20 protein-coding genes and 2 tRNA genes are annotated in these 21856 nt (G+C 69.2%); 13 read left to right on the top strand and 9 right to left on the bottom strand.

What is annotated here, in order from left to right; genetic code table 11:
- Window positions 1-122: 122 nt before the first annotated feature.
- The 3 genes from F6X38_RS19150 to F6X38_RS19140 are packed head-to-tail and all read left to right on the top strand — an operon-like array spanning window position 123 to window position 2657.
- Window positions 123-824 carry a hypothetical protein gene (locus F6X38_RS19150; RefSeq protein WP_150972508.1) on the top strand — a complete coding sequence of 234 codons (702 nt, stop codon included), beginning with the start codon at window positions 123-125 and terminating at the stop codon, window positions 822-824.
- Window positions 817-1614, top strand: a complete 798-nt coding sequence (locus F6X38_RS19145) for a hypothetical protein (protein WP_150972506.1) — start codon at window positions 817-819, stop codon at window positions 1612-1614. Before F6X38_RS19150 ends, F6X38_RS19145 begins: the two co-directional genes overlap by 8 nt.
- A gap of 5 nt (window positions 1615-1619) precedes the next feature.
- Window positions 1620-2657: an ADP-ribosylglycohydrolase family protein gene (locus F6X38_RS19140; RefSeq protein ID WP_150972564.1), complete on the top strand. Its 1038-nt coding sequence runs from the start codon at window positions 1620-1622 to the stop codon at window positions 2655-2657.
- Between the two features lie 114 nt (window positions 2658-2771).
- On the opposite strand, the gene F6X38_RS19135 is transcribed toward F6X38_RS19140, so the two are convergent.
- Together F6X38_RS19135 and F6X38_RS19130 are read right to left on the bottom strand one after the other, a co-directional pair.
- A complete protein-coding gene (locus tag F6X38_RS19135; protein ID WP_246191443.1) occupies window positions 2772-4310 on the bottom strand; it encodes a site-specific integrase in 1539 nt (512 codons plus the stop codon).
- 86 nt (window positions 4311-4396) lie between these two features.
- A tRNA-Phe gene (locus F6X38_RS19130) sits at window positions 4397-4472 on the bottom strand.
- Between the two features lie 226 nt (window positions 4473-4698).
- Between F6X38_RS19130 and F6X38_RS19125 the strand changes: the two genes are divergently transcribed.
- Window positions 4699-4773: transfer RNA gene (locus F6X38_RS19125), tRNA-Thr, on the top strand.
- 256 nt (window positions 4774-5029) lie between these two features.
- The gene (gene otnC, locus F6X38_RS19120) at window positions 5030-5671 is read left to right on the top strand and encodes a 3-oxo-tetronate 4-phosphate decarboxylase (protein WP_150972504.1); all 642 of its coding nucleotides are present in this window, start codon (window positions 5030-5032) and stop codon (window positions 5669-5671) included.
- A gap of 22 nt (window positions 5672-5693) precedes the next feature.
- Here the strand turns inward: otnC and F6X38_RS19115 are convergent, their stop codons facing one another.
- The 6 genes from F6X38_RS19115 to F6X38_RS19090 all read right to left on the bottom strand — a co-directional run bounded on the left by F6X38_RS19115 (window position 5694) and on the right by F6X38_RS19090 (window position 12247).
- Window positions 5694-6677 carry an ABC transporter permease gene (locus F6X38_RS19115; RefSeq protein ID WP_150972503.1) on the bottom strand — a complete coding sequence of 328 codons (984 nt, stop codon included), beginning with the start codon at window positions 6675-6677 and terminating at the stop codon, window positions 5694-5696.
- Window positions 6670-8259 (bottom strand): sugar ABC transporter ATP-binding protein, encoded by a 1590-nt coding sequence (locus tag F6X38_RS19110; protein ID WP_425482892.1) that lies wholly within the window; start codon window positions 8257-8259, stop codon window positions 6670-6672. Before F6X38_RS19110 ends, F6X38_RS19115 begins: the two co-directional genes overlap by 8 nt.
- 75 nt (window positions 8260-8334) lie before the next feature.
- The gene (locus F6X38_RS19105) at window positions 8335-9288 is read right to left on the bottom strand and encodes a sugar-binding protein (RefSeq protein WP_425482891.1); all 954 of its coding nucleotides are present in this window, start codon (window positions 9286-9288) and stop codon (window positions 8335-8337) included.
- A gap of 251 nt (window positions 9289-9539) precedes the next feature.
- Window positions 9540-10232 (bottom strand): TerC family protein, encoded by a 693-nt coding sequence (locus tag F6X38_RS19100; RefSeq protein WP_150972501.1) that lies wholly within the window; start codon window positions 10230-10232, stop codon window positions 9540-9542.
- A 158-nt stretch (window positions 10233-10390) separates the two neighbouring features.
- Entirely contained in the window at window positions 10391-11620 is a 1230-nt protein-coding gene (locus F6X38_RS19095; protein WP_150972499.1) for a sensor domain-containing phosphodiesterase, read from the bottom strand.
- 207 nt (window positions 11621-11827) lie between these two features.
- On the bottom strand, window positions 11828-12247 hold the full coding sequence (locus tag F6X38_RS19090; RefSeq protein WP_150972498.1) for a thermonuclease family protein: 420 nt from the start codon (window positions 12245-12247) through the stop codon (window positions 11828-11830).
- Window positions 12248-12443: 196 nt separating this feature from the next.
- Between F6X38_RS19090 and F6X38_RS19085 the strand changes: the two genes are divergently transcribed.
- The 7 genes from F6X38_RS19085 to F6X38_RS19055 all read left to right on the top strand — a co-directional run bounded on the left by F6X38_RS19085 (window position 12444) and on the right by F6X38_RS19055 (window position 19575).
- Entirely contained in the window at window positions 12444-13976 is a 1533-nt protein-coding gene (locus F6X38_RS19085) for an ABC transporter substrate-binding protein (RefSeq protein ID WP_425482890.1), read from the top strand.
- Window positions 13977-14008: 32 nt separating this feature from the next.
- A complete protein-coding gene (locus F6X38_RS19080) occupies window positions 14009-14950 on the top strand; it encodes an ABC transporter permease (RefSeq protein ID WP_150972555.1) in 942 nt (313 codons plus the stop codon).
- A 62-nt stretch (window positions 14951-15012) separates the two neighbouring features.
- A complete protein-coding gene (locus F6X38_RS19075; protein ID WP_246191447.1) occupies window positions 15013-15837 on the top strand; it encodes an ABC transporter permease in 825 nt (274 codons plus the stop codon).
- Window positions 15838-15841: 4 nt separating this feature from the next.
- On the top strand, window positions 15842-17032 hold the full coding sequence (locus F6X38_RS19070) for an amidohydrolase/deacetylase family metallohydrolase (protein ID WP_246191442.1): 1191 nt from the start codon (window positions 15842-15844) through the stop codon (window positions 17030-17032).
- Window positions 17029-18051, top strand: coding sequence for an ABC transporter ATP-binding protein (locus tag F6X38_RS19065; RefSeq protein ID WP_150972492.1), 1023 nt, complete (start codon window positions 17029-17031; stop codon window positions 18049-18051). Before F6X38_RS19070 ends, F6X38_RS19065 begins: the two co-directional genes overlap by 4 nt.
- Complete coding sequence (locus tag F6X38_RS19060; RefSeq protein ID WP_150972490.1) at window positions 18048-19049, top strand: ABC transporter ATP-binding protein; 1002 nt, start codon at window positions 18048-18050, stop codon at window positions 19047-19049. Before F6X38_RS19065 ends, F6X38_RS19060 begins: the two co-directional genes overlap by 4 nt.
- 49 nt (window positions 19050-19098) lie before the next feature.
- The gene (locus F6X38_RS19055) at window positions 19099-19575 is read left to right on the top strand and encodes a RidA family protein (RefSeq protein ID WP_202618032.1); all 477 of its coding nucleotides are present in this window, start codon (window positions 19099-19101) and stop codon (window positions 19573-19575) included.
- A gap of 7 nt (window positions 19576-19582) precedes the next feature.
- Here the strand turns inward: F6X38_RS19055 and F6X38_RS19050 are convergent, their stop codons facing one another.
- The gene (locus F6X38_RS19050; RefSeq protein ID WP_150972486.1) at window positions 19583-20398 is read right to left on the bottom strand and encodes an IclR family transcriptional regulator; all 816 of its coding nucleotides are present in this window, start codon (window positions 20396-20398) and stop codon (window positions 19583-19585) included.
- A gap of 260 nt (window positions 20399-20658) precedes the next feature.
- Between F6X38_RS19050 and F6X38_RS19045 the strand changes: the two genes are divergently transcribed.
- Complete coding sequence (locus F6X38_RS19045; protein WP_150972484.1) at window positions 20659-21852, top strand: aminotransferase class V-fold PLP-dependent enzyme; 1194 nt, start codon at window positions 20659-20661, stop codon at window positions 21850-21852.
- The last annotated feature ends 4 nt before the right edge of the window (window positions 21853-21856 follow it).

Genomic DNA, 21856 nt, shown 5'->3' with positions numbered 1-21856 from the left:
TTCCTACCCTGTTCCCGAGGCTTGCCACCATGCCAGACGCTCCTCCTCGCCCGCCTCGTCGCCGCAGCGCCCGCGGCGCGGCGCTTGCCGGTGCCGCCTGCCTCACCGCGGTACTGCCACCGATGGTTGCTTGCGCCGAGACGCTCGACAACCGCACGATCCAGGCGGCAACGCCGTACCCGACCGAGCTCGGCACAGCTGCGGCGTTCTTCCGGCACTACCCGGCGGCTCGCTGCGGCGAGCGCGCCTTCGACGCCGACACCGTCGTCTATGTCTGCGTCACCAACGGCCGGCCGCAGCAGTTCACCTTCGACACCGGTATCCCCGGCCTGCTCGTCCTCACCGGCGTCAGCCTCAACGGCGAGACCCCGAACCTCGACGGAAGCCTGCAGCAGCTGACCGCCGAGCTCGGGATCGCCGCCGGCACCGGCAACTCTGCCGAGACAGGCAACGGCGCGGCGCGGACTGCCGCCAACGCCAACCGAACAGCGGCGAAGCGGCCACCGCCCTTCGTCGGGGCCTGGGGTCAGTCCGCCGCGACCTGCGCCGAGCGCGACGACTTCTTCGTCAACACGCTGATCGGTCCGACCAAGCTGGTGCGCAACGAACTCGAATGCCGCATCACCGCGGCAAGCCCGATCGGCTCGACCTGGATCCTGGCGCTCGCCTGCGCGAACGCAGGCGATGACCTCGACACCCTCGCTCGCGTGACGCTCGACACTCCCGACCGGATGACCTTTGAGTTGAAGGACGGCACGAAGGAGAACTTGCGCCGCTGCCCAGGTCCGGTGCCGGCCGAGTACGAAAGCGTCTTCCATGAATGAGCGCGAGCCGCCCCCGTTCGGCGACGCGCCGTCCCTCGTCCCGCCCGTCGCGCCGCCGGACCCGCGCATCCTGCCCGGCGAGAAACAGCGTGAGGCCAAGGCCGAGCCCCGGTCCCGTCCCCGCTCGGCGCGCGAGGCGGACGCGTCGTTCTTCACCTCGCGCAAGTACGTGCTGCTTGTCGCCGGCCTCGTCGTCTTCGCCGGGGGCGCCTACAAGAGCGTCTTCGGTCCGACCTCGGCCGAGCGCAGCACCGCCGTTCGCGCCGACCTCGCCGCGAAGCACGGCAACGACGCGTCGACCGCAACGTCTACGGCACCGCTGTCACCCGTCGCACCGGTCGTGGTGGATGCCGGCAACGGGGCAGGCGGCAACCCGTTCGGCTGGCTGTGGTCGGCGGCGACCGGCACGATGACGAACGGCATGGCGCCGAGCGAGCTGATGCGCCGCAAGCTCGTCGCCGGCCCGATGCTGAGCGACATCGGCTTCACGCTCGGCGAGCTCGTCGCCGGCTTCGACACCTACATGCATCCAAGCTTCGAGCCGATGGACGCCGACCGTTTCATCCTGCGCATCAGCGGCACCGACCCCCTGTCGAAGGCGACCTACGAATACGCCTTCCGCTTCGTCGCGACGGACGGGCCGGAGGACTTCCCCAGCCGGCACGTTGAGTTCACCGGTCCCGCCGTCATCATCACCGACCTCGCGCTGAACGGCGAGTTGCTCGGCGAGAACGATGCCTTCACCATCCTCCTGCAGCTCCAACAGCAGGCGAGGATCATGCGACGGTGACCGTGATGCACGAACAGGACGAAGCGAACCCCAAGCCGACCGATCCGTCGTGGGCCGAGTACGATGCCGTTCCTTCGTCACGCGACAAGCGAACGGCTGTCGCCGACGACGCTGTGGTGCGCGACCGGGCTCGCGGCGCGCTGCTCGGGCTTGCCGTCGGCGACGCGCTCGGCACGACGCTGGAGTTCAGCCAACGCGACAGCCGTCCGCATCACGTCGAGATCACCGGTGGCGGGCCGTTCCGGCTGCGTCCCGGCGAATGGACCGACGACACCGCGATGGCGCTGGCGTTGGCCGACAGCCTCGTCCACTGCCGCAGCTTCGACCCGGACGACCTTATGCGGCGCTTCGTCGGCTGGTGGCGCGACGGCGACTATTCCTGCACCGGCAGCTGCTTCGACATCGGCACGCAAACCCGCGACGCGCTCGCCCGCTTCGAGTGGACCGGCAACCCCTATGCTGGCACCACGGCGGAAAGCGATGCCGGCAACGGCTCGCTGATGCGCCTCAGCCCCGTCGCGATCTACGCTCTCGACGACGCCGAGCTTGCCGACCGCATCGCCTGCGACCAGAGCCGCACCACCCATGGCGCACCGCAGGCCGTCGATGCCTGCATCGTCTTCACCCGCATCCTGCGCCATGCCATCCTCCGCCATGCGGATCCTCTCGCTGCGGCACTGGCGGCTACGGACATGGCAGCGCTGCATCCGAGCATCGCCGCGGTCGCGACCCGCAGCTATCGCACCAAGGACCGCGCGGCGATCTCGTCGTCCGGCTATGTCGTCCACACGCTGGAGGCGGCGCTCTGGTGCGTCCACAACACCACGAGCTTCGCAGAGGCCGTGGTGCGTGCGGTGAACCTCGCCGACGACGCCGACACCGTCGGGGCCGTCACCGGCCAGCTCGCCGGTGCGATCCACGGCGCCAACGCCATCCCAGAACGATGGCTCCAGACCCTGGCGTGGCGGGAGAGACTGGACGCTGCGGTCGACCAGTTGCTGCATGGAGGCAGTACTTCTTCGCCGGCAACAGTTGATCCGTGAGGTTTCTAGGCGCAATCGCCAGCACCGTCACCTGAAGCATGCTGAGCGCCAGGGCGGTCATCTTCGCCCCCTCCGGCTCTTAGAGCAGCGGCACCAATCGGTGAGATTGCGTTGTCATGCGGCGCGAACTGCATCCAGCGTAAGGGTCGGGATCTTCTCCAGCTCGCGCAGCATGGCGGCCATGGGGTACACGCCATAGGCGTTGCCTACACTCTTCGCCGCATGCCCCGTCATCGCGTCGACGATGTCCAGGCGCAGGTCATGCCGCCGCCCGAGGGTCTTGAACCGATGCCGCCATGAGTGGTTCGGTGCCAATCGCGTATCCGTCAGCCCGAGCTTGCGCACCCAGCGCCCGATCACCTTCGTGCCGTTGCCGCCCCGCTTTCCGAACTTGTCCGGCGGCAGGTCCGCAAACAGCGGTCCCGCCTTCACCCCTTCCACGAAACGCAGGAAGCCGTTCTCGATCAGCGCCGGATGGACCGGCAGCGCCCGCTCCGAGTTGGCGTTCTTCAGCGGTCCGGCTTCCGCTGCAAACCGCATCACCCAGATGCCCTCGTGCTGATGCACATCCTCGCGCCGCAGCTGGCAGGCCTCCGACAACCGCGCCCCAGAATAGGCGCAGATCCAAGGCACCCAGCGCAACACTACGCTCTTCTCCGCCATCGCCGCCTGCAGAACGATCGCCGCTTCGGCGTCGGTGAAGTCGCGCCGTGCTTCCGCCGCGACCTTCTTCACCGTCATCGTGATCTTCTCGGCTGGGTTTGCCTCCAGCTTCCGGTTCTCGACCGCCACCTGCAGGACCGCTCGCACCGGCGCGATCTTCGCGTCGCGCACCGTCTTCGGCGCGCGCTGCGCCTCCAGCATCGCGTTCTTCCAGCGGATGAGGTCCTCGACCGTCAAGCGACCGGCATCGCTGTGCCCGACGAACGCCGCCAGCTCCTTCAGGACGCGGCGCCATTCGTAGACGGTGCGTTCGCGCGGTTGCTTCTCGGCGATCCAAAGCTTCACGGCGTCATCGAACGATAACGACGTCTGCGGCCTCGATGGTGCCACCGGTCGAGTGGGTGCGAAGGCACCAGCAAAGGCACCTGACAGAATGTCCGACCCTTGCGCGGACGCGGCAAGCGCGAGGCTGGCTTGCTGCAGCACGACGCCGACGGCCTTGGCGAGCTTGCTCCTCCCGGCATCGTCTGTGCGCAGCCCGCGCCGCCGCAACAGTAGGTCCGCGCCTTCGAAGGCTAGCTCCCTCATTCGAAACAACGGCACGACGTTCAGGTCGACGCTGTCGAGTGAGGACCCCGCCGGCATGCTGGGCAGCCATAGCTGCACATACAGTTCGGACCGCCATTCCGTTTGCTGGCTCGGCTCGTCGCGATGCCGCTCGATCCAGTAGGCGTGCAGCTCTTGGGCGATCTCCAGCGCCTCGCGCTCGGACAACGCCTTTGGACCGGCACGCAGCATCGCCCAACGCGCGTCTACCTCGGCCAACACTTTAGAATGACGTTCTCGGGCCTCAACGGCATCCTTCGTGCGAAGGCTTACTAGCTCCTCGCGCTTGCCGAGCACCGCGATGAGATCGGCCGGCACGCGGCGGCGCAGCCAGTACATGCCCGTCTTTGGATGCTTGAACGGGCGCGCCATCGCCAGGACCATGTGTATCACCCGTGCGTATCACTCGGGCAGCACCAAGTCACTGTTATTGCGGAAACTCCTGCATCTCAAAGGACTTGAGAGAGGATTGGTGCCCAGGGGCGGAATCGAACCACCGACACTGCGATTTTCAGTCGCATGCTCTACCAACTGAGCTACCTGGGCGCATCGGAAAGCCGCGGCGAATCCGAGAACGCCGGCCTTATAGGAACAACCGACAAAGCTGTCCAGCCCGATCTCTCGGACAATGCTGCGACCATCTGCACGGTCGAACGAAGCCCAGTTCCGCTCGAGCCGATCGGATCTGGCGCGAGGCTGACGGCGGGACGCGCCGTCTCGGTCGTCGTTCTTGCGCTCCGGTGCGCACTATGGCAGAAGGCCGGCGCGCCAAGCTGCGGTAGCTCAGTGGTAGAGCACTCCATTGGTAATGGAGAGGTCGAGAGTTCAATCCTCTCTCGCAGCACCACGCGATCCTCAAGAACATCGTCGCGAAGTTTTTCTTCCGCTCGATCGGCGCGCTGATACCGCCGGTCGAACGGGGCGCGGTCCTTGGTTCATCCTGATCGTCTCGGAGGGCTGGCCCGCGGTCGGGACCGCCTTGCGCCGTGCGAGGAGTTTTTCCGTTGGCGCATGCGGCCCGTCGCGACGGCGTTGCGCGCGAGGTTGGTAGCGGCGACAAGCAGGGGCGCAGGCGGTAGGATGATGTTGATGGCGGGTCGGGCATGAGCGACGAGGAGCGCGAACAGCGGGAGAAGCTCGTGCGGTTCGGCGCGCTGCTCTACGAGCGGCGGCTGGCGCACGGGAGCGCCGGCAACTTGTCGGTGCGGCTCGGCGACGGCGCGATCCTGGTGACGCCGACGAATTCGAGCCTCGGCTTCCTCGAGCCGGACCGGATCTCGAAGGTCGCGCCGACCGGCGAACTGCTCGCGGGCGATCCGCCTTCGAAGGAGGCCTTCTTCCATCTCGCGGTCTACGAGGAGCGTCCCGCCGCCAAGGCGATCGTGCACCTCCATTCGACCCACGCGGTGGCGCTGTCCTGCCTTTGCCACGAGCGCGACGACGACGTGCTGCCGCCGCTGACGGCCTATGGCGTGATGCGCGTCGGCCGGCTGCCGCTCCTGCGCTATTTCCGCCCCGGCGACCGGGCGCTGGCGGAAGCGGTGCGCGAGGCGGCGAAGCGCCACCACGCGATGCTGCTCGCCAATCACGGCCCGATCGTCGCGGGAAGGACGCTGGAAGAGGCCGTCCACGCTTACGAGGAGCTGGAAGAGACCGCGAAGGTGTTCTTCCTCCTCGGCGAGCGCAAGGCGTCGCCGCTGAGCTTCGAAGCCATCGCCGAACTCAACCGGGCCTTCTCGAGCTGACGGCCTCCGGACGGCCGTGCGTTCAGGCCCGCGCCGCGGCGAGCGCCCGCCGGGCCCTTCGGGCGGCGAACTGCTGGTCGGCCAGGACGCCGACGAGGATCACCGCGCCCATCACCGCGAAGTTCAGCGACGAGGGGATGCCGAGGAGGTTCACGAGGTTCTGCAGCACCTGCAGAAGCACGGTGCCGAGCACGACGCCGACGATCGAGCCCTCGCCGCCGCGAAGCGAGCAGCCGCCGAGCACGGCGGCCGCGATGGCGTAGAGCTCGTAGAAGTTGCCGTGCGAGGAGGGCGAGATCGAGCGGGTGTACATCGCGAAGAAGATTGCCGCGACCGCCGTCAGCACCGTGCAGATGACGTAGGCGATCACCGTGACGCGGCCGGTCGCGATGCCGGAATAGCGCGCTGCCTCCTCGTTCTGCCCGAGCGCGAAGAGATGGCGGCCGAACACCGAGCGGTGCAGCAGCACCCAAGCCACCACCGCGACGACGAGCATCGCGATGAACGAGTGCGGCACCTCGATGCCGCCGCCGATGGGGGTGCGGCCCATCGTCAGCCGCTCCAGCGCCGGGAAGTTCATGCCGAAGGTGAAGCCGGCCGTGCCGTCGCCGGTGAGGAAGCGCGCGACGCCGCGGTAGATCAGGAGCCCGCAGAGCGTCACGATGAACGGCTGCATGTGGAGCCGGGTGATCAGGAGGCCGTGCACCAGCCCCATCAGGGCGCCGAGCGCCAACATCATCAGGACGGCGAGCGGCCAGGGCGTCCCGACATTCGCCACCTGTTCGACGAACAGGACGCCGAGGAGGGCGATGATCGAGCCGACCGAGAGCTCGATGCCGCCGGTGATGATCACGAAGGCCTGGGCGATCGAGAACAGGCCGAAGAGCCCAATGAGGTTCGCCGTGTTGGCGAGGTTGACGGGCTTGATGAACAGCGGCTGGCGGATCGCGACGATCGTGCCCACCACTAGGATGAGCACGAGAAGGCCGAGGTCTTTCCTATGCATGACGTGCTCTTTCCTCAGGCCCGCTCCCGCGGTCCGCACTCTGTCCGACCGCGAGCGCGAGGACGTTCGCCTCGCTGAAGTCGGCCCGCTCCAGCTCGCCGCCGATCGTCCCCTCGCGCATCACGGCGATGCGATCCGAAACGCCGATCACCTCCTCCATGTCGCTGGAGATCATCAGGACGGCGACGCCGGCATCGCACAAGCCCCGCATCAGCTCGTAGATTTCCTTCTTCGCGCCGATGTCGACGCCGCGCGTCGGCTCGTCGAGGATGATCGCGCGCGGGCGCATCGAGAGCCATTTCGCCAGCACCACCTTCTGCTGGTTGCCGCCGGACAGGGTGCCGGAGCGCACCCGGACGTTTCCCGCCCGGATGGCGAGCCGGCTCCGCTGCGCCTCCGCCACCGCCGCCTCCCGGCGGCGGCTGACGAGGCCGCCTCTGGCATAGGCCGCCAAGTCGGGCAGCGAGATGTTTTCCTGGATACTCGTCTGGAGCAGCAGGCCGGTGCGCTTCCGGTCTTCCGGCACGAGGTAGATGCCGTGCCGGATGGCATCCTGCGGCGAGGCGATGCGGAGCGGCGCGCCGTCGAGAGCGACCTCGCCGCCGACGAGCGCGTCGATGCCGAACACCGCGCGTGCCAGTTCCGTGCGGCCCGCGCCGACGAGGCCGGCGAGGCCGAGGATCTCGCCGCCGCGGACATTGAGGTCCACCGCGCTGTCGGGAAAGGTCGTGGTCCGCGCACCGCGGATTTCGAGGCCCCGGCCTTCCGGCGGGCGCGACGGCGGCACGTAGATCGATTTCAGGTCGCGGCCGATCATCAGCCGGATCATCCGGTCGTAGGTGATCTCGCTGCCGGCGAGCTCACCCGCGACGCGCCCGTCCCTGAGGCCCAGCACCCGGTCCGCGCAGGCGACGACCTCGTGGAGGCGGTGCGAGATGAAGACGACGCTGACGCCCTCGCTCCTGAGATCGGCGATGACGCCGAGAAGGTTGTTCGCCTCCCGGATCGACAGGCTGGAGGTCGGCTCGTCCATGATCACGACGCGCGCGCCCTGCGACAGCGCCTTGGCGATCTCGAGGAGCTGGCGCTGCGCGATCGACATCGCGGCGACCGACGTTTCCGGCCCGAAGTCGACCTTGAGGCGCTTCAGCAGCGGCGCGGCGTCGGCGCGCATCCGCTTCTCGTCGACGAGCCGCAAGGGACCGGCCCGCAGCGGTTCCCGGCCGACGAAGATATTGGCCGCGGCGTCGAGGTTCTCGAAGAGGTTGAGTTCCTGATGCACGAAGGCGATGCCGGCGCGGATCGCATCCGAGACGCCGAAGCTGCTCCGCTCCGCGCCGTCGACGACGAGCACCCCTTCGCTCGGCGCTTCGACGCCGCCGAGGATCTTCATCAACGTCGACTTGCCGGCGCCGTTCTCGCCGATCAGCCCGATCACCTCGCCCGGTCGGACCGCGAAGCTGACGTCCTTCAGCGCCGCGACGCCGGGGAAGAGCTTGCCGATGCCCTTGAGTTCCAGGAACGGCGCCGCAACGGACAGGGCGGCGGCGCGCTCGGCATGTTCGTTCGATGGAATGGCCACGCCTCCCCCGAGCCGGACGCGAAAAGCGGCCCGGACGCGGCACAAGCGCCCGGACCGCCGATGGATGCCGGGCGATCAGCCGCCGATGGCGGCCTTCAGTTCGGCCTGGAAGGCGTCAACATTGCTCTTGTCGATCATCCGGGTCGGGATGATGATCAGCTTGTTGTCGGGTATGCCCGACTTGTCGCCGTCGAGATACTTCGCCATCAGCTTCATGCCCTGATAGCCCCATTCGAAGGGCTGCTGCACGACCGTGCCGGCGAACGAGCCCTCCTTGACGGCGCCGAGCGTCACCGGGTCCTCGTCGAAGGCGATGACGGTGACCTGGCCGAGCTTGCCGGCCGCCTGCAGCGCCTCGTAGATCTTCGGCGGGTTGTAGGAATAGAACCCGACCATGCAGTTGATGTCCGGATTGGCCGCGAGCACGTCGTCGACGTTGGAGCGGGCCCGGGCGAAGTCGACATCGTCGCCGCGCACGTCGACGAGCTCGATGTTCTTGCCTTCGACCGCCTGCTTGAAGCCGGCGATGCGCTCCTTGGCGTTGTCGGCGCCGAGGAAGCCGACGAAGCCCATGCATTTGCCGCCGCTCGGCAGCGCCTTCACCGCGATCTCGCCGGCCTGCTTGCCGGCATCGGTGTTGGAGGAGCCGAGATAGGCGATGCGCTTGGAATCGGGCGCGTCGGAGTCGGTGGTGAACAGCGGCACCTGGGCGGCGATGCGGTTGAAGGCCTCGACCGAGGTCTTCGGATCGACGGAGGAGATCATGATCGCGTCCGTGCCGGCGGAAACGAGATCGTCCATCAGGGCGTTCTGCAGGGCGGCGGTGCCCTGCGCCGGATAGCGGAACTGCAGCTCGTAGTTCGGCAATTCGCCCTGCGCCTTCTTCACGCCGGCCTCGGCCAGCTTCCAGAAGTCGGAAGCGGCGTTGACGATGAAGGCGAGCTGCTTCTTCTCCTGGGCCTCCGACGCGGGCGACGCCAGGAGCGCCAAGCCCAGCACGGCCGAAAACACGGCAAGCGGTTTCATCATATCTTAGGTCTCCTCCCTCGACAGCCACCGCCCGCCCCGCGCCGCCCCTCATGGGCAGGCGAGCGAGCCGAACGGCGGCAATTCACGCTCGAACCCGCTGCCGGACGCCGCATTGCGGCGTCGGGACAGGTGTTGGTCCGAGTCATCCTCCGGGAGACAGGTTTATACGAGGCGCGAAACGCGTCAAGCTTATGGTCGTACCAATCGGCGCATAATTCGCACGACGGTCGGGGTAGCGGCTTCGAAGCTTCTCAAGGTACCTGACGACCGGGACGCGCCGCGGAGCGCCGCCGCAGGAGATATCCCAGCCCCAGCACGACGGCGGCGCAAAGCGCGCTCGCCGGCATTTCCGCGGCCTCGGCGACGCCGGCGCCGAGCTCGCGCGCCGCGAAGGGGTCGGAGAGCAGCATCCCGCCCGCCACCCAGCCGAGCAGCCCGGCGCCGGCCCAGACGAGGATCGGAAAGCGCGCGAGGAGCTTCATGATCAGCGTCGCGCCGACGACGATCAGCGGCACCGAGATCGCCAGGCCGACGATGACGAGCAGCATCGAATCCTTCGCCACCCCGGCGATCGCGAGGACGTTGTCGAGGCTCATCACCGCGTCCGCGACCGCCACGGTGCGAACGGCCTCCCAGAGCCGCGGGCTCGCCTCGACCTCGCCCTCGTCCTCGCCGCCCGACAAGAGCTTCACGGCGATCCAGACGAGGAGACCGCCGCCGACGATCTTCAGGAACGGCACGGCCAGCAGCGTCTCGATCACCACCGTGAAGGCGATCCGCAGGGCGACGGCCACCAGCGCGCCGAGCACCATGCCGGTCTGTCGCCGGTCGGGCGGCAGCCCCCGGCAGGCCATCGCGATCACCACGGCGTTGTCGCCCGACAGGACGATGTTGATCCAGACGATCTCGGCGAGCTGCAGCAGCTCGGTGCCGATGTTTTCCATGACAGGGAAGCCGATAGGAGGAATGCCGGGACAGGATGCGGAGCCGCGCCCCGCCGCACGGGAGATGCGATGGCCGGACCATCCGGGGCGGCCCGGCCGATGTCAACGCCCCGCTCGCTGCGGCCGCCGGGACGGGCGGAGCGGCGATGCCGGCGCGGTCAGCCCCGCGAGAGCCGCCGGAGCAGCGCGGCGACGGGCTCGGGCCGGCCGAGCAGGTAGCCCTGCGCGGCCTGGACGTCGAGGCAGCGCAGGACGTCGAGCTCGCCTTCCGTTTCGACGCCCTCCGCCACGACCTTGCAGTTGAACTGGCCGGCGAAGTTGACGAGCGAGGTGGCGAGCGCGAGCTTCATCGCATCCGAATCGATGGCCCGGACGATGCCGAGGTCGAGCTTCATGATATCGGGCCGGATCGCCAGGATGTGCCGCATGCTGGCATAGCCGGCGCCGACGTCGTCGATGGCGATCCGCATGTTGCTGGCCCTGAGGCAGGCGAGTTCGGCGACGAGCGGCGCGTAGTCGCGGACCTCCTCGTGCTCGGTCAGTTCGATCACGATCCGGTCGGTGGGATAGCCCTCGAACAGGTCCGGAAAACGCGGGTGGACGATCGTAGCGGGCGAGGCGTTCAGCCCGAGCTGGACGCGATGCCCGCGCCAGACCTCGCGATAACCGGCGAGCGCGTTGCGGATCGCGGCGAATTCGAGTTCCGTCTGCAGCCCGACCTCGACGGCCTCGCGGAACCACTCGTCCGGCGGGCGGCGCGGCTCCATCGGAAACCGCGCGAGCGCCTCCGCTCCCGCCACCCGCAGCCCGTCGATGAGATAGACCGGCTGGTACACCACGGTCGGGCCGCCGGCCTCCAGCACGGCGCGGACGCGGGCGGCCTTCTCGGAGCGGACGCTGCCGAGCTTCAGGTCCTTGTCGATGCGCCGCGCCGCGATGTCGGCGAAGGTGCGCAGCATGTTGAGGTCGCGCTGCCCGAGCGCCGCGTCCGGCTCGAAGGCGAAGCAGCAGAAGGTGCCGTAGATCCGCCCGTCCGACAGCCGGATCGGAACGCTGAGATGCGCGCCGACCGGCAGTTCGCGCGTCGCGGGAAGGCTCCGCGCCGCCGCAAACTCGCCCGTGTCGCGGATCAGCTCCGGCAGGCGGCCGTCCACGACGCGGGCGCAATAGGTCTCCGACAGGGGAGCCGCATCGCCCGCCCGGATCGGCGAAGGCTCGCGCGCGGCATCGACGTGGCGCAGGACGCGGGTTCCCCCCACGAACTCGCCGACGAAGGCGATGTCCATGTCGAGGTTCGCGCGGACCGTGCGCAGGATGTCCGCGACATCGTCGAGCAGGACGGCATGGGTCTCGGCGCTCGGCTCAAGCACGTCGGCCCGCTGCCCCATCCAGACCCCCTCCCGCCAGCCGCCTTCCGGCCGCGGACCTGTCCTCTATCTGCATGACAACAAACGAATTCTTCGCATTCGTTAACACAACGGGGATTGATCGTCGCACCATTGAGCGAGAGTGCCGGAAAGGTCAATGCTACCCCGGCGGGCAAAACGCGAAGAGGGGGAATCCGTTGCTTTTTACCGGACGCGAGGCCGGCCGGGCTATCGTCGGCACCATTTCTCGCCGGTGTTCGGCAAGGCCTGGGCGAGCCCGGCGCTCATCAGTTCCGAGCCGACGTCCCGGTGGTCCTCGGTCTCGATCTTCGCCAGTTGCCGGCCGCTCGTGTCGCGCCGACCGAGATAGGTCACCGTGTAGCCCTTCGACAGGAGACGCTGCAGGCGGTCGAGCGCGCGGAGCCCGAGGATCTGCTCCTCCCGGCAGTCGGCGCCCGGCGGATCGATCTCGGGTGCGTCCACGTCGGCGAGATGCCAGTGCGTGCCGCGCTGCCAGCCGGAATCGCCGTCGAAAAGGCAGGTCAGTTCGGCGGTCACCCGCGGACGGCTGCCGCACAGGGGAACCTCCTCGGCCCATGCGGGAGCGACAGCGAGGCAGCTCAGCAGCGCAGTCCAGACCAGCCGCATCGCATCCTCCACATCCGGCTGGCGTCGAGCCTAGCCAGTCCGCGGCCGTCTTCAAGAGGGGTGGGAGGGCAGCCGGTACGCGCACGGCGCGGCGACGCTCCGCGACGGAACGGGAGGACCCTATTGACGGCGGCGACCGGCTGGCTTCTAATCATTACAGGGGAATATATTACATTATTGTGTAATGGAGGCTTCGATGCGGTTCCGGCGGACAACGGCCATCCTCGCGCTTCTCGCGGCCATGGGTGCGGGGCCCGCGCCCGCCGCCGAGCCGCAACGCGGCGGCGTCGTCGACGTCGCGACCATCGGCGAGCCGCCGACACTGGACCCGATGGCCTCCACCGCCGACCTCGTCGGCATCGTCTCGCAGCACGTCTTCGAGACGCTCTTCACCTTCGGCAAGGACTGGCAGGTCGTGCCGCTCCTCGCGGAAGCGATGCCGGAGATCACCGAGGGCGGTCGCGTCTACACGATCAGACTCCGGCAGGGCGTCACCTTCCACGACGGCTCGGGCATGGACTCGGCCGATGTCCTCGCCTCGCTGAAGCGCTGGGAAACGGTGGCCTCGCGCGGCCAGCAGGCGGCGAAGAACATCGCGTCGATCGAGGCGCCGGACCCGGCAACGATCCGCATCACGCTGAAGGAGCCCTACGCACCGCTCCTGTCGCTGCTCGCCTTCAACAACGCCGCCGCGGTCATCCTGCCGGCGGAGGACATGGCGGTGCCGATGGAGAAGCCGGTCGGCACCGGGCCGTACATGCTCAAAGAACGCAAGCCCGACCAGTACATCCAGCTCGTCCGCTTCGACGGCTACAAGCCCCGCGAGGATGCCGCGAACGGCTACGGCGGGGCGCGCCACCAGTATCTCGACGAAATCCGCTTCGTGCCGGTGCCGGACCCGAACACCCGCGTCGAGGGCGCGGTCGCCGGCCAGTTCGCCTATGCCGACTCGATTCCCGTCGAATCCGCCGGCCGCCTCACCGGCGGCAAGACGGAAGCCCTGACGCTGAAGCCCTTCGGCTGGCCGGTCTTCGTGATGAACACCAAGGAAGGACTGCTCTCTGACGTAAAGAAGCGCCGCGCCGTGCTGACCGCGCTGAACCCCGAGGACATGCTGATCGCCGGCTTCGGCTCGACCGACTTCTACGCGGTGGACGGCGCGCTCTATCCGGACGGCTACGCCTGGCACAACACGCAAGGCGTCGACGCATACGGCCTCGGCGACGCGCAGAAGGCCGCCGCCGCCTTGCAGGAAGCCGGCTACGACGGCGCGACGCCGCTGCGCATCCTCACCAGCCGGCAGTACGAGTTCCACTACAAGATGGCGGAGGTCGCGGCCGAGTATCTGAAGGCCGCCGGCTTCCAGGTGCAGCTCGACGTCGTCGACTGGGCGACGCTGACGCAGCGCCGGCAGGACCCGAAGCTCTGGGACATCTTCATCTCGCATTCGCCCTTCCTGCCCGAGCCCTCGCTGATCGGCGTGATGCAGGACTCCTCGCCCGGCTGGTGGCAGTCCGAAGCCAAGACGAAGGCGCTCGCCGCCTTCAATGCCGAGAGCGATCCGGCGAAGCGCGCCGAGCTGTTCGGCGCGGTGCAGAAGGTGTTCTACGACGAGGTGCCGGCCTTCAAGGTCGGGGACTTCAACGCGCTCGCCGCCAAATCGCCGAAGCTGCAGGGCTTCGAGCCGGCCCCGTGGCCGTATTTCTGGAACGCCTGGCTGGAGAAGTAAGGCAGCCCGCCATGCCTCGTTTGCTCGCCCCGATGCTCCGCACGGTCCTCCATCGCCTCCTCGGCATGCTGGCGGTGATGCTGATCGTCGTCACGATCGTCTTCGTGATCGTGCGCGTGACGCCGGGCGATCCGGCGGCGGTGATGCTCGGGCCGGACGCGACGGCTGCGGACATCGCCAACCTCCGGGCGCAGTTCGGCCTCGACCGGCCGCTGCCCGTCCAGTACGTGCAATACCTGCTCGGCCTCCTCCAGGGCGATTTCGGCCGCTCGATCTTCCTCGGCCAGCCGGTGCTGGCGGCGCTCGGGAGCCGGGCCGAGCCGACCTTCTTCCTGACCCTGTTCTCGCTTGCCCTCGCCGTCCTGATCGCGCTGCCGATCGGCATCTATTCGGCCTACCGCCGCGGCTCGCTGTTCGACCAGGCCGCGACGACCGTCGCGATGCTGGCGGCGAGCGTGCCGAGCTTCTGGCTCGGGCTCGTCCTGATCCAGGTCTTCGCGGTGAGGCTCGGCTGGTTCCCGGCCTCGGGCTACGGCGGGCCGGGCACGACCCTCGCCGAACGGCTCGGCCATCTGGTGCTGCCGTCCGTCGCGCTCGGCATCGTGTCTTCCGCCCTGATCATCCGCTTCACGCGCGCCTCCATGCTCGACGTCCTCAACGACGACTACGTCCGCACCGCGCGCTCGAAGGGCATGGGCGAGGCGCGCGTCGTGCTCCGGCACGCCTTGAAGAACGCCGCGATCCCGATCCTCACCGTCGTCGGGCTCACCGCGGCGCTGCTCGTCTCCGGCGCGGTGGTGACGGAAACCGTGTTCGGCCTGCCGGGCGTCGGCAACCTCGTGGTCAACGCCGTGCTCCGGCGCGACTATCCGGTGATCCAGGGCGCGCTCCTCGTCGTCGCGGGCCTCTACGTCCTGATCAATTTCGCGATCGACATGCTCTACATCCTGGTCGATCCGCGGGTACGCGCCTGATGACCGCCGTCGCCTCCGCCACCCTCCCCGCTGCAGCCGCCGAGAAGAGCGGCGGCAACACGATGCTGCGCGCGCTCCTCGCCCGGAAGGCAGTCGCAGCCGGGCTCGTCGTGCTCCTCCTCATCCTTCTGCTCGCCGTCTTCGGGCCACTGCTCTCGCCCTGGTCGCCCTCGAAGCTGTCGCTCGTCAGCCGGCTGAAACCGCCCTCCGCCGCGCATCTCCTCGGCACCGACGATTTCGGCCGCGACATCCTCACCCGCCTCGCCGTCGCCGGCCGGCTATCGCTCACCGTCGGCTTCGCGGTGGTGGTGGTCTCCGCCCTTCTCGGCGTGACGCTCGGGCTCCTCGCCGGCTTCTTCCGGCGGCTCGACGCGCCGCTCGCCCGCCTCATCGACGCGATGATGGCCTTTCCGGACATCCTCCTCGCGATCTCGCTCGTCGCGGCGCTGGGTCCCTCGGTGGTCAACGTCGTCGCGGCGCTCGGCATCGTCTACGCGCCGCGCCTCGCGCGCATCGTCCGGGCCTCGACGCTGGTGATCCGCGAGCTGCCCTACGTCGAGGCCGCCCGGGCGCTCGGCGTCTCGACGCCGCGCATCATCCTGCGCCACGTGCTGCGCAATCTCCTCTCGCCGATCATGGTGCAGTCGACCTTCATCTTCGCCAGCGCCATGCTGGCGGAAGCGGGCCTGTCCTTCCTCGGTGTCGGCGTGTCGCCGAGCGTGCCCACCTGGGGCACGATGATCGCGCAGGGACGCCAGTACCTCGATCAGGCGCCGTGGATCATGTTCTTCCCCGGCCTTTCCATCGTCCTCGCCGTGCTCGCCCTCCAGCTCGTCGGCGACGGCCTGCGCGACCTCCTCGATCCCCGGCTTGCCAGAGACCTCTAGACCCGTGACCACGCAACCGATCCTCCTCCGCAACGTCCGCCCCGTCGGCTTCGCGCCCGGCGAGGCCAAGGCTCCGACCGACATCGTCGTCGGCGCCGACGGCCGCATCTCCCAGGTCGGCAGCACCCTGCTCGCCCCCTCCGGCGCGAAGACGATCGACGGCGGCGGCTTCGTCTCGCCCGGCTGGACCGATCTCCACGCCCATGTCTGGCACGGCGGCACCGACATCTCGATCCGTCCACGCGAGGCCGGCATGGCGCGCGGCGTCACCACCATCGTCGACGCGGGCTCGGCCGGCGAGGCGAACTTCCACGGCTTCCGCGAATACTGCATCGAGCCGGCGGCCGAGCGCATCCTCGCCTTCCTCAACATCGGCTCGATCGGCCTCGTCGCCTGCAACCGCGTCAGCGAGCTGATCGACATCCGCTCGATCGACATCGACCGGACGGTCGACGTGGCGGAAGCGAACCGCGACCTCGTCGTCGGCATCAAGTGCCGGGCGAGCCACGTGATCCTCGGCTCCTGGGGCATCACGCCGGTGAAGATCGCCAAGAAGGTCGCGAAGATCCTGAAACTTCCGATGATGATCCATGTCGGCGAGCCGCCGCCGACCTACGACGAGATCCTCGAACTCCTCCGCCCCGGCGACATCGTCACCCATTGCTTCAACGGCAAGCGCGGCGGCTCGATCGTAGAGGACGAGGACCTCTGGGACCTCGTCGTCAAATGCGCCGACAAGGGCATCCGGCTCGACGTCGGCCACGGCGGCGCGTCTTTCTCGTTCAAGGTGGCCGAGATCGCGATCGAGCGCGGGCTCCTGCCCTTCTCGATCTCGACCGACCTCCACGGCCATTCGATCGACGGGCCGGTCTGGGACATGGCGACCACCATGTCGAAGCTGCTTGCCGTCGGCATGCCGTTCGAGGCGGTCGTCACCGCCTCCACCACCGCGCCGATGTCGGCGGTGGGTCTCGCCACGGACGACCTCCTCGGCATCGGCAAGCCGGCGGAGCTGACCGTGTTCGACCTCGCCGACAGCGCGCTCGACGTGCGCGACAGCCAGGGCGCAACGGCGCGGCTCCATAAGATGTTCGAGCCGCGCTTCGCGATCCGCGGCACGAACGCCGTCGCCGCCTCGCGGCACATGCCGAAGGAAGGCACGGCGACCGTCTGCACCTGCGGGGCGCAGGGATGACGGAAAGGCTCGCCCCCGACACGCTCCTCGCCGTTCGCGACCTGAAGACGCACTTCGTCTACCGCGCCGGCGCGGCGGCGAAGTCGGTCGACGGCGTGTCCTTCGAGGTGAAGCGGGGCGAGACGGTCGCGGTGGTCGGCGAGTCGGGCTCCGGCAAGTCGGTGACGAGCCTGTCGATCATGCGTCTCCTCGCCGAGCCGGGGCGGATCGTGTCCGGCGAGATCCTCCACCGCGACCGGCAAGGCACGGTGCGCGACCTCGCGAAGGCTTCGGCCCGCGAGATGCGGGCGCTGCGCGGCACCGAGATCGCGATGATCTTCCAAGAGCCGATGACGAGCCTCAACCCGCTCTTCACGGTCGGCGACCAGATCGCCGAGATGATCCGGCTCCACCGCAAGGTCGGCCGCGCCGAGGCCTTGAGAGAGGCCGGCGAGATGCTGGAGCTGGTCGAGATCCCGGCCGCCCGGCGTCGCCTCCACGACTACCCGCACCACATGTCCGGCGGCATGCGGCAGCGCGTGATGATCGCGCTGGCGCTGGCCAACCGGCCCTCGCTCCTCATCGCCGACGAGCCGACGACGGCGCTCGACGTGACGATCCAGGCGCAGATCCTCGACCTCCTGCGCCGCCTGCAGGCCGAGATGGGCATGAGCATCCTGTTCATCACCCATAATCTCGGCGTCGTCGCGGAGATCGCGAAATCGGTCGTCGTGATGTATGCCGGCCGCGTCGTCGAGGAGGCGCCGGTGGCCGACCTCTTCGCGCGTCCGAAGCATCCCTATACCGAAGGCCTCCTCGCCTCGACGCCGAACGCCGCGCGCGACATCGCCGCCGACGGGGCGCGCCGGCCGCTCGTGCCGATCCCCGGCAGCGTGCCGCCGATCACCGCGCTGCCGCCCGGCTGCGCCTTCGAGCCGCGCTGCGCCTACGCCGCGCCGCGCTGCACGCAGAGCGTGCCGCCGCTGTTCGCGCTTGCGCCCGCCCGGCATAGCCGCTGCTTCAGGCACGACGCCCTGTGAGCGCGCGTCCCCAACCCCTTCCCGATCCGGCGGAACCGATCCTCGCCGTCGAGGATCTGGCGACCCACTTCACCCTGCCGCACGGCACGGTGCGGGCGGTGGACGGCGTGTCGTTCACCGTCCGGCGCGGCACGATCGTCGGGCTCGTCGGCGAGTCGGGTTCCGGCAAGACCACGGTCGGGCGCTCGATCCTCCGGCTCGCGCCCGCGACCGGTGGCGTGGCGCGCTTCGAGGGCGAGGACCTCCTGAAGCTGTCGGAGCGCCGGATGCGGCCCTATCGCCGCCGCCTCCAGATCATCTTTCAGGACCCCTATTCCTCCCTCAACCCGCGAATGCGCGTCGGCGCGATCCTCGGCGAGGCGCTGGGTGCGCACGGGCTGGCGACGGGCGCCGCCCGCCAGCCCCGCATCGCCGAACTCCTCGCCCGCGTCGGCCTCCAGCCGGAGCACGCCAGCCGTTTTCCGCACGAATTCTCCGGCGGCCAGCGCCAGCGGATCGGCATCGCGCGGGCGCTCGCGGTCGAGCCGGACCTCATCGTCGCCGACGAGCCGGTCTCGGCGCTCGACGTCTCGGTGCAGGCGCAGATCCTCAACCTGATGCAGGACCTTCGCCGCGAGTTCGGCCTCGCAATGCTCTTCGTCGCGCACGACCTCTCGGTGGTGGAATATCTCTGCGACGAGGTGGTGGTGATGTATCTCGGCCGCGTCATGGAGCGGGGTCCGAGTCGCGACGTCTACCGGCGGCCGCGCCACCCCTACACGAAAGCGCTGATCGCCACCGCCCCGGTGCCGGACCCGGCGGCCCGGCGCGAGCGCGTCGTCCTGCGCGGCGACATCCCGAGCCCACTCGACCCGCCGAGCGGCTGCGTCTTCCGCACGCGATGCCCGCACGCCGCCGCGATCTGCGCGCAAACGCGCCCGCCCGACGAGGCGGTCGGCCCCGGCCATTTCGCCGCCTGCCTCCGGCAGGGCGAACTCGCCGCCGCCGGCCTTCTCTGAAGCCGTCGATCCTCCAGGAGCCTGCCGTTTTCCCGTGTCCACCGTCTCCATGCCTGCCGCCGCCCGCCCGAGCCCTTACGACCGCCTCGCCGCGCTCGGCATCGCGCTGCCGCCCGCCGCGCCCCCGATCGCCAATTTCGTGACGCATGTGCGCGAAGGCGGGCTCCTCTACCTGTCGGGCCAGGGTCCGCGCGAGGCGGACGGGCGGATGCATACCGGCAAGGTCGGCACGGAGGTCGAGACCCGCGACGCCTACGCCCATGCGCGCCTCACCGGCATCAACCTCCTCGCGGTGATGCACGAGGCGCTCGGCGATCTCGGGCGCGTGCGCCGGGTGGTGAAGCTCCTCGGCATGGTCAACGCGAGCCCGGACTTCGCCGACCATCCGGCGGTGATCAACGGCTGTTCCGATCTCCTCATCGATGTCTTCGGCGAGCGCGGCCGCCACGCCCGCTCGGCGGTCGGCTTCGGTTCGCTTCCCGGCCGCATCACGGTCGAGATCGAGGCGATCGTCGCGGTGGATTGAGGCGATGTCACCCCGCCCGCCGCCAGCCGAGCCGCGCCTCGATCTGCCCAGCCGAGCGGCGCACGGCCTCGGCATAGCGCTCGCGCGCCTGTCCGACCTTGAAGTCCGGCAGCACGACGGAAACGGTGGCCGCGCAGGCGCCGCCCCGGTCGAGCACGGGCGCGGCGACGCAGGCCACCGAATAGGCCGACTCGCCGGCCTGGATCGACAGCCGCTCGGCGAAGGCGGCAGCCGCCTGGCGGCTGAGCGTCTCGGGGTTGAGTTCCGCCCGGCCCGTCGGCGAGGCCTTCGCCGCGCGGCGGAAGATCGCGATCCGCTCCTCCTCCGCCAGATGACCGACCAGCAGCCGGCCCGACGCCACCCAGTTCAACGGCACGCGCGAGCCGACGCGCGACGTCACCTGGAAATGGTCCTCGCCCTCCGCCATCGCCAGCACCACCATCATGTCGTCGTCGCGCCCGCAGATCTGGATCGTCTCGCGAAGATCGCGATTCAACTCCAGCATCTCCTCCTTGGCGACCGCCATCAGGTCGATCGAGCGCTCGTAGGCGAGGCCGTAGTGGTAGAGCCGCGGCCCGAGCCAGACCGTCCCGCCCTCGCCGCGGATCAGGATGCCTTTCTCGGCGAGGTCGTCGACGATCGTGTAGACCGTCGAGAGCGGGGCTTTCAGCGATTGCGCCAGGTCGTAGGCCGTCGCCGGCCGGCCGGTGTCGCGGAGCTGGTCGAGGATCTGCAGCATGCGCTCGATCGCGCCGACGCGCGAGCGCCGCGGCTTCGCCTCGCCGGACCCGTCCTCCCCAAGCGCGGTGGTTGCTGCATCCATTCGTCTCGCCGTCCGATCGAAAGCCGCCTCGCCTGTTCGAAACATAGCGGTCCAAGGCGGGCAGCGAAACCGCCTGGAGGCTGTTCGACACCTCGTCGGCGGAGGGCCGGCGAGGGATTTTTCGTCGCGCGCAAGGAGCCAAACGCAGTCGATGCCGGCGGCATCGGCGAGGCTTGGCAACGAAGTGGCGGCGGAAAAGACCCGGCGGCCCGACCCGGGCGAGGTGTCGAACAGCCTCCTGCAACAACGGAAAGAACGCCATGAGCGACGACATCCGCCGGCAATACGGCCTCCGGCCGATCATCAACGTCTCCGGCACCATGACCTCGCTCGGCGCGTCCATCGTCGTGCCGGAGGCGGTCGAGGCGGTGCGGGCGGTCTTGCCGCAGTTCGTCGAGATCGGCGAGTTGCAGAAGCATGCGAGCCGGACGATCGCGCGCCTCACCGGCGGCGAGGCCGGCTTCGTCACCGCTTCCTGCGCTGCGGCGATCACGCTCGCCGTCGCCGCGACCATGACCGGCGACGACCGCTATGCCATCGAGCGCCTGCCGGACACCTCGCGCTTGCCTCGCGACGAGGTGGCGATCCAGAGCGGCCACCTCGTCGGCTACGGCGCGCCGGTCGACCAGGGCATCCGGCTTTCCGGTGCGAAGGTGGTGCCGGTCGGCCAGGCGACGAGCGCGGAAAGCTGGCAGCTCGCGGGCGCGATCACGGAGCGCACGGCGGCGGCGGTCTACGTCGTCTCGCACCACGTCGTGCAGTACGGGCAGATGCCGCTCGCCGAGTTCGTCGAGGTGGCGCATGCGAAGGGCGTGCCGGTGATCGTCGACGCCGCGTCCGAATACGATCTCCGCGGCTTCCTCGCGCAAGGCGCCGACCTCGCGCTCTATTCCTCGCACAAGTTCCTCGGCGGCCCGACCGGCGGCATCGTCGCCGGCCGCAAGGACCTCGTGCGCGCCGCCTATTTCCAGAACGGCGGCATCGGCCGCGGCATGAAGGTCGGCAAGGAAGGCATCGTCGGCACGATCGCGGCGCTGGAGGCGTGGGAGAAGCGCGACCATGCCGGCATCCGCGCCCGCGAAACCGCGGCGCTCCGTCTCTGGCGCGACACGCTGGGGCCGTTCGCCGGCGTCGACGCCCATATCGATCCCGATCCGACGAAGAACCCGCTCGACCGCTTAAAGGTGCATGTCGAGCCGCACGAGGCGCGCACCACCGCCTGGGACCTCGCCGACAACCTGGCGAAGGGCGAGCGGCCGGTGATCGTGCGGGACCACGAGGTCGAGCACGGCTATTTCTACCTCGACCCCTGCAACGTGCATCCCGGCGAGGCGGAGATCGTGGCGGCGCGCCTCACCGAGGAACTGGAAGCGGCGCGGCGCTCCAACACGACCGCCGCGACCGATCTCCTCGACCGCCGCCGGCGGAAGGCCGCGAACAACTGGCCGGACTGAACCC

The organism is Plantimonas leprariae, from assembly GCF_008802405.1.
Lineage (GTDB): Bacteria > Pseudomonadota > Alphaproteobacteria > Rhizobiales > Rhizobiaceae > Plantimonas > Plantimonas leprariae.
This window is presented reverse-complemented; position numbering and strand designations above follow the sequence as displayed.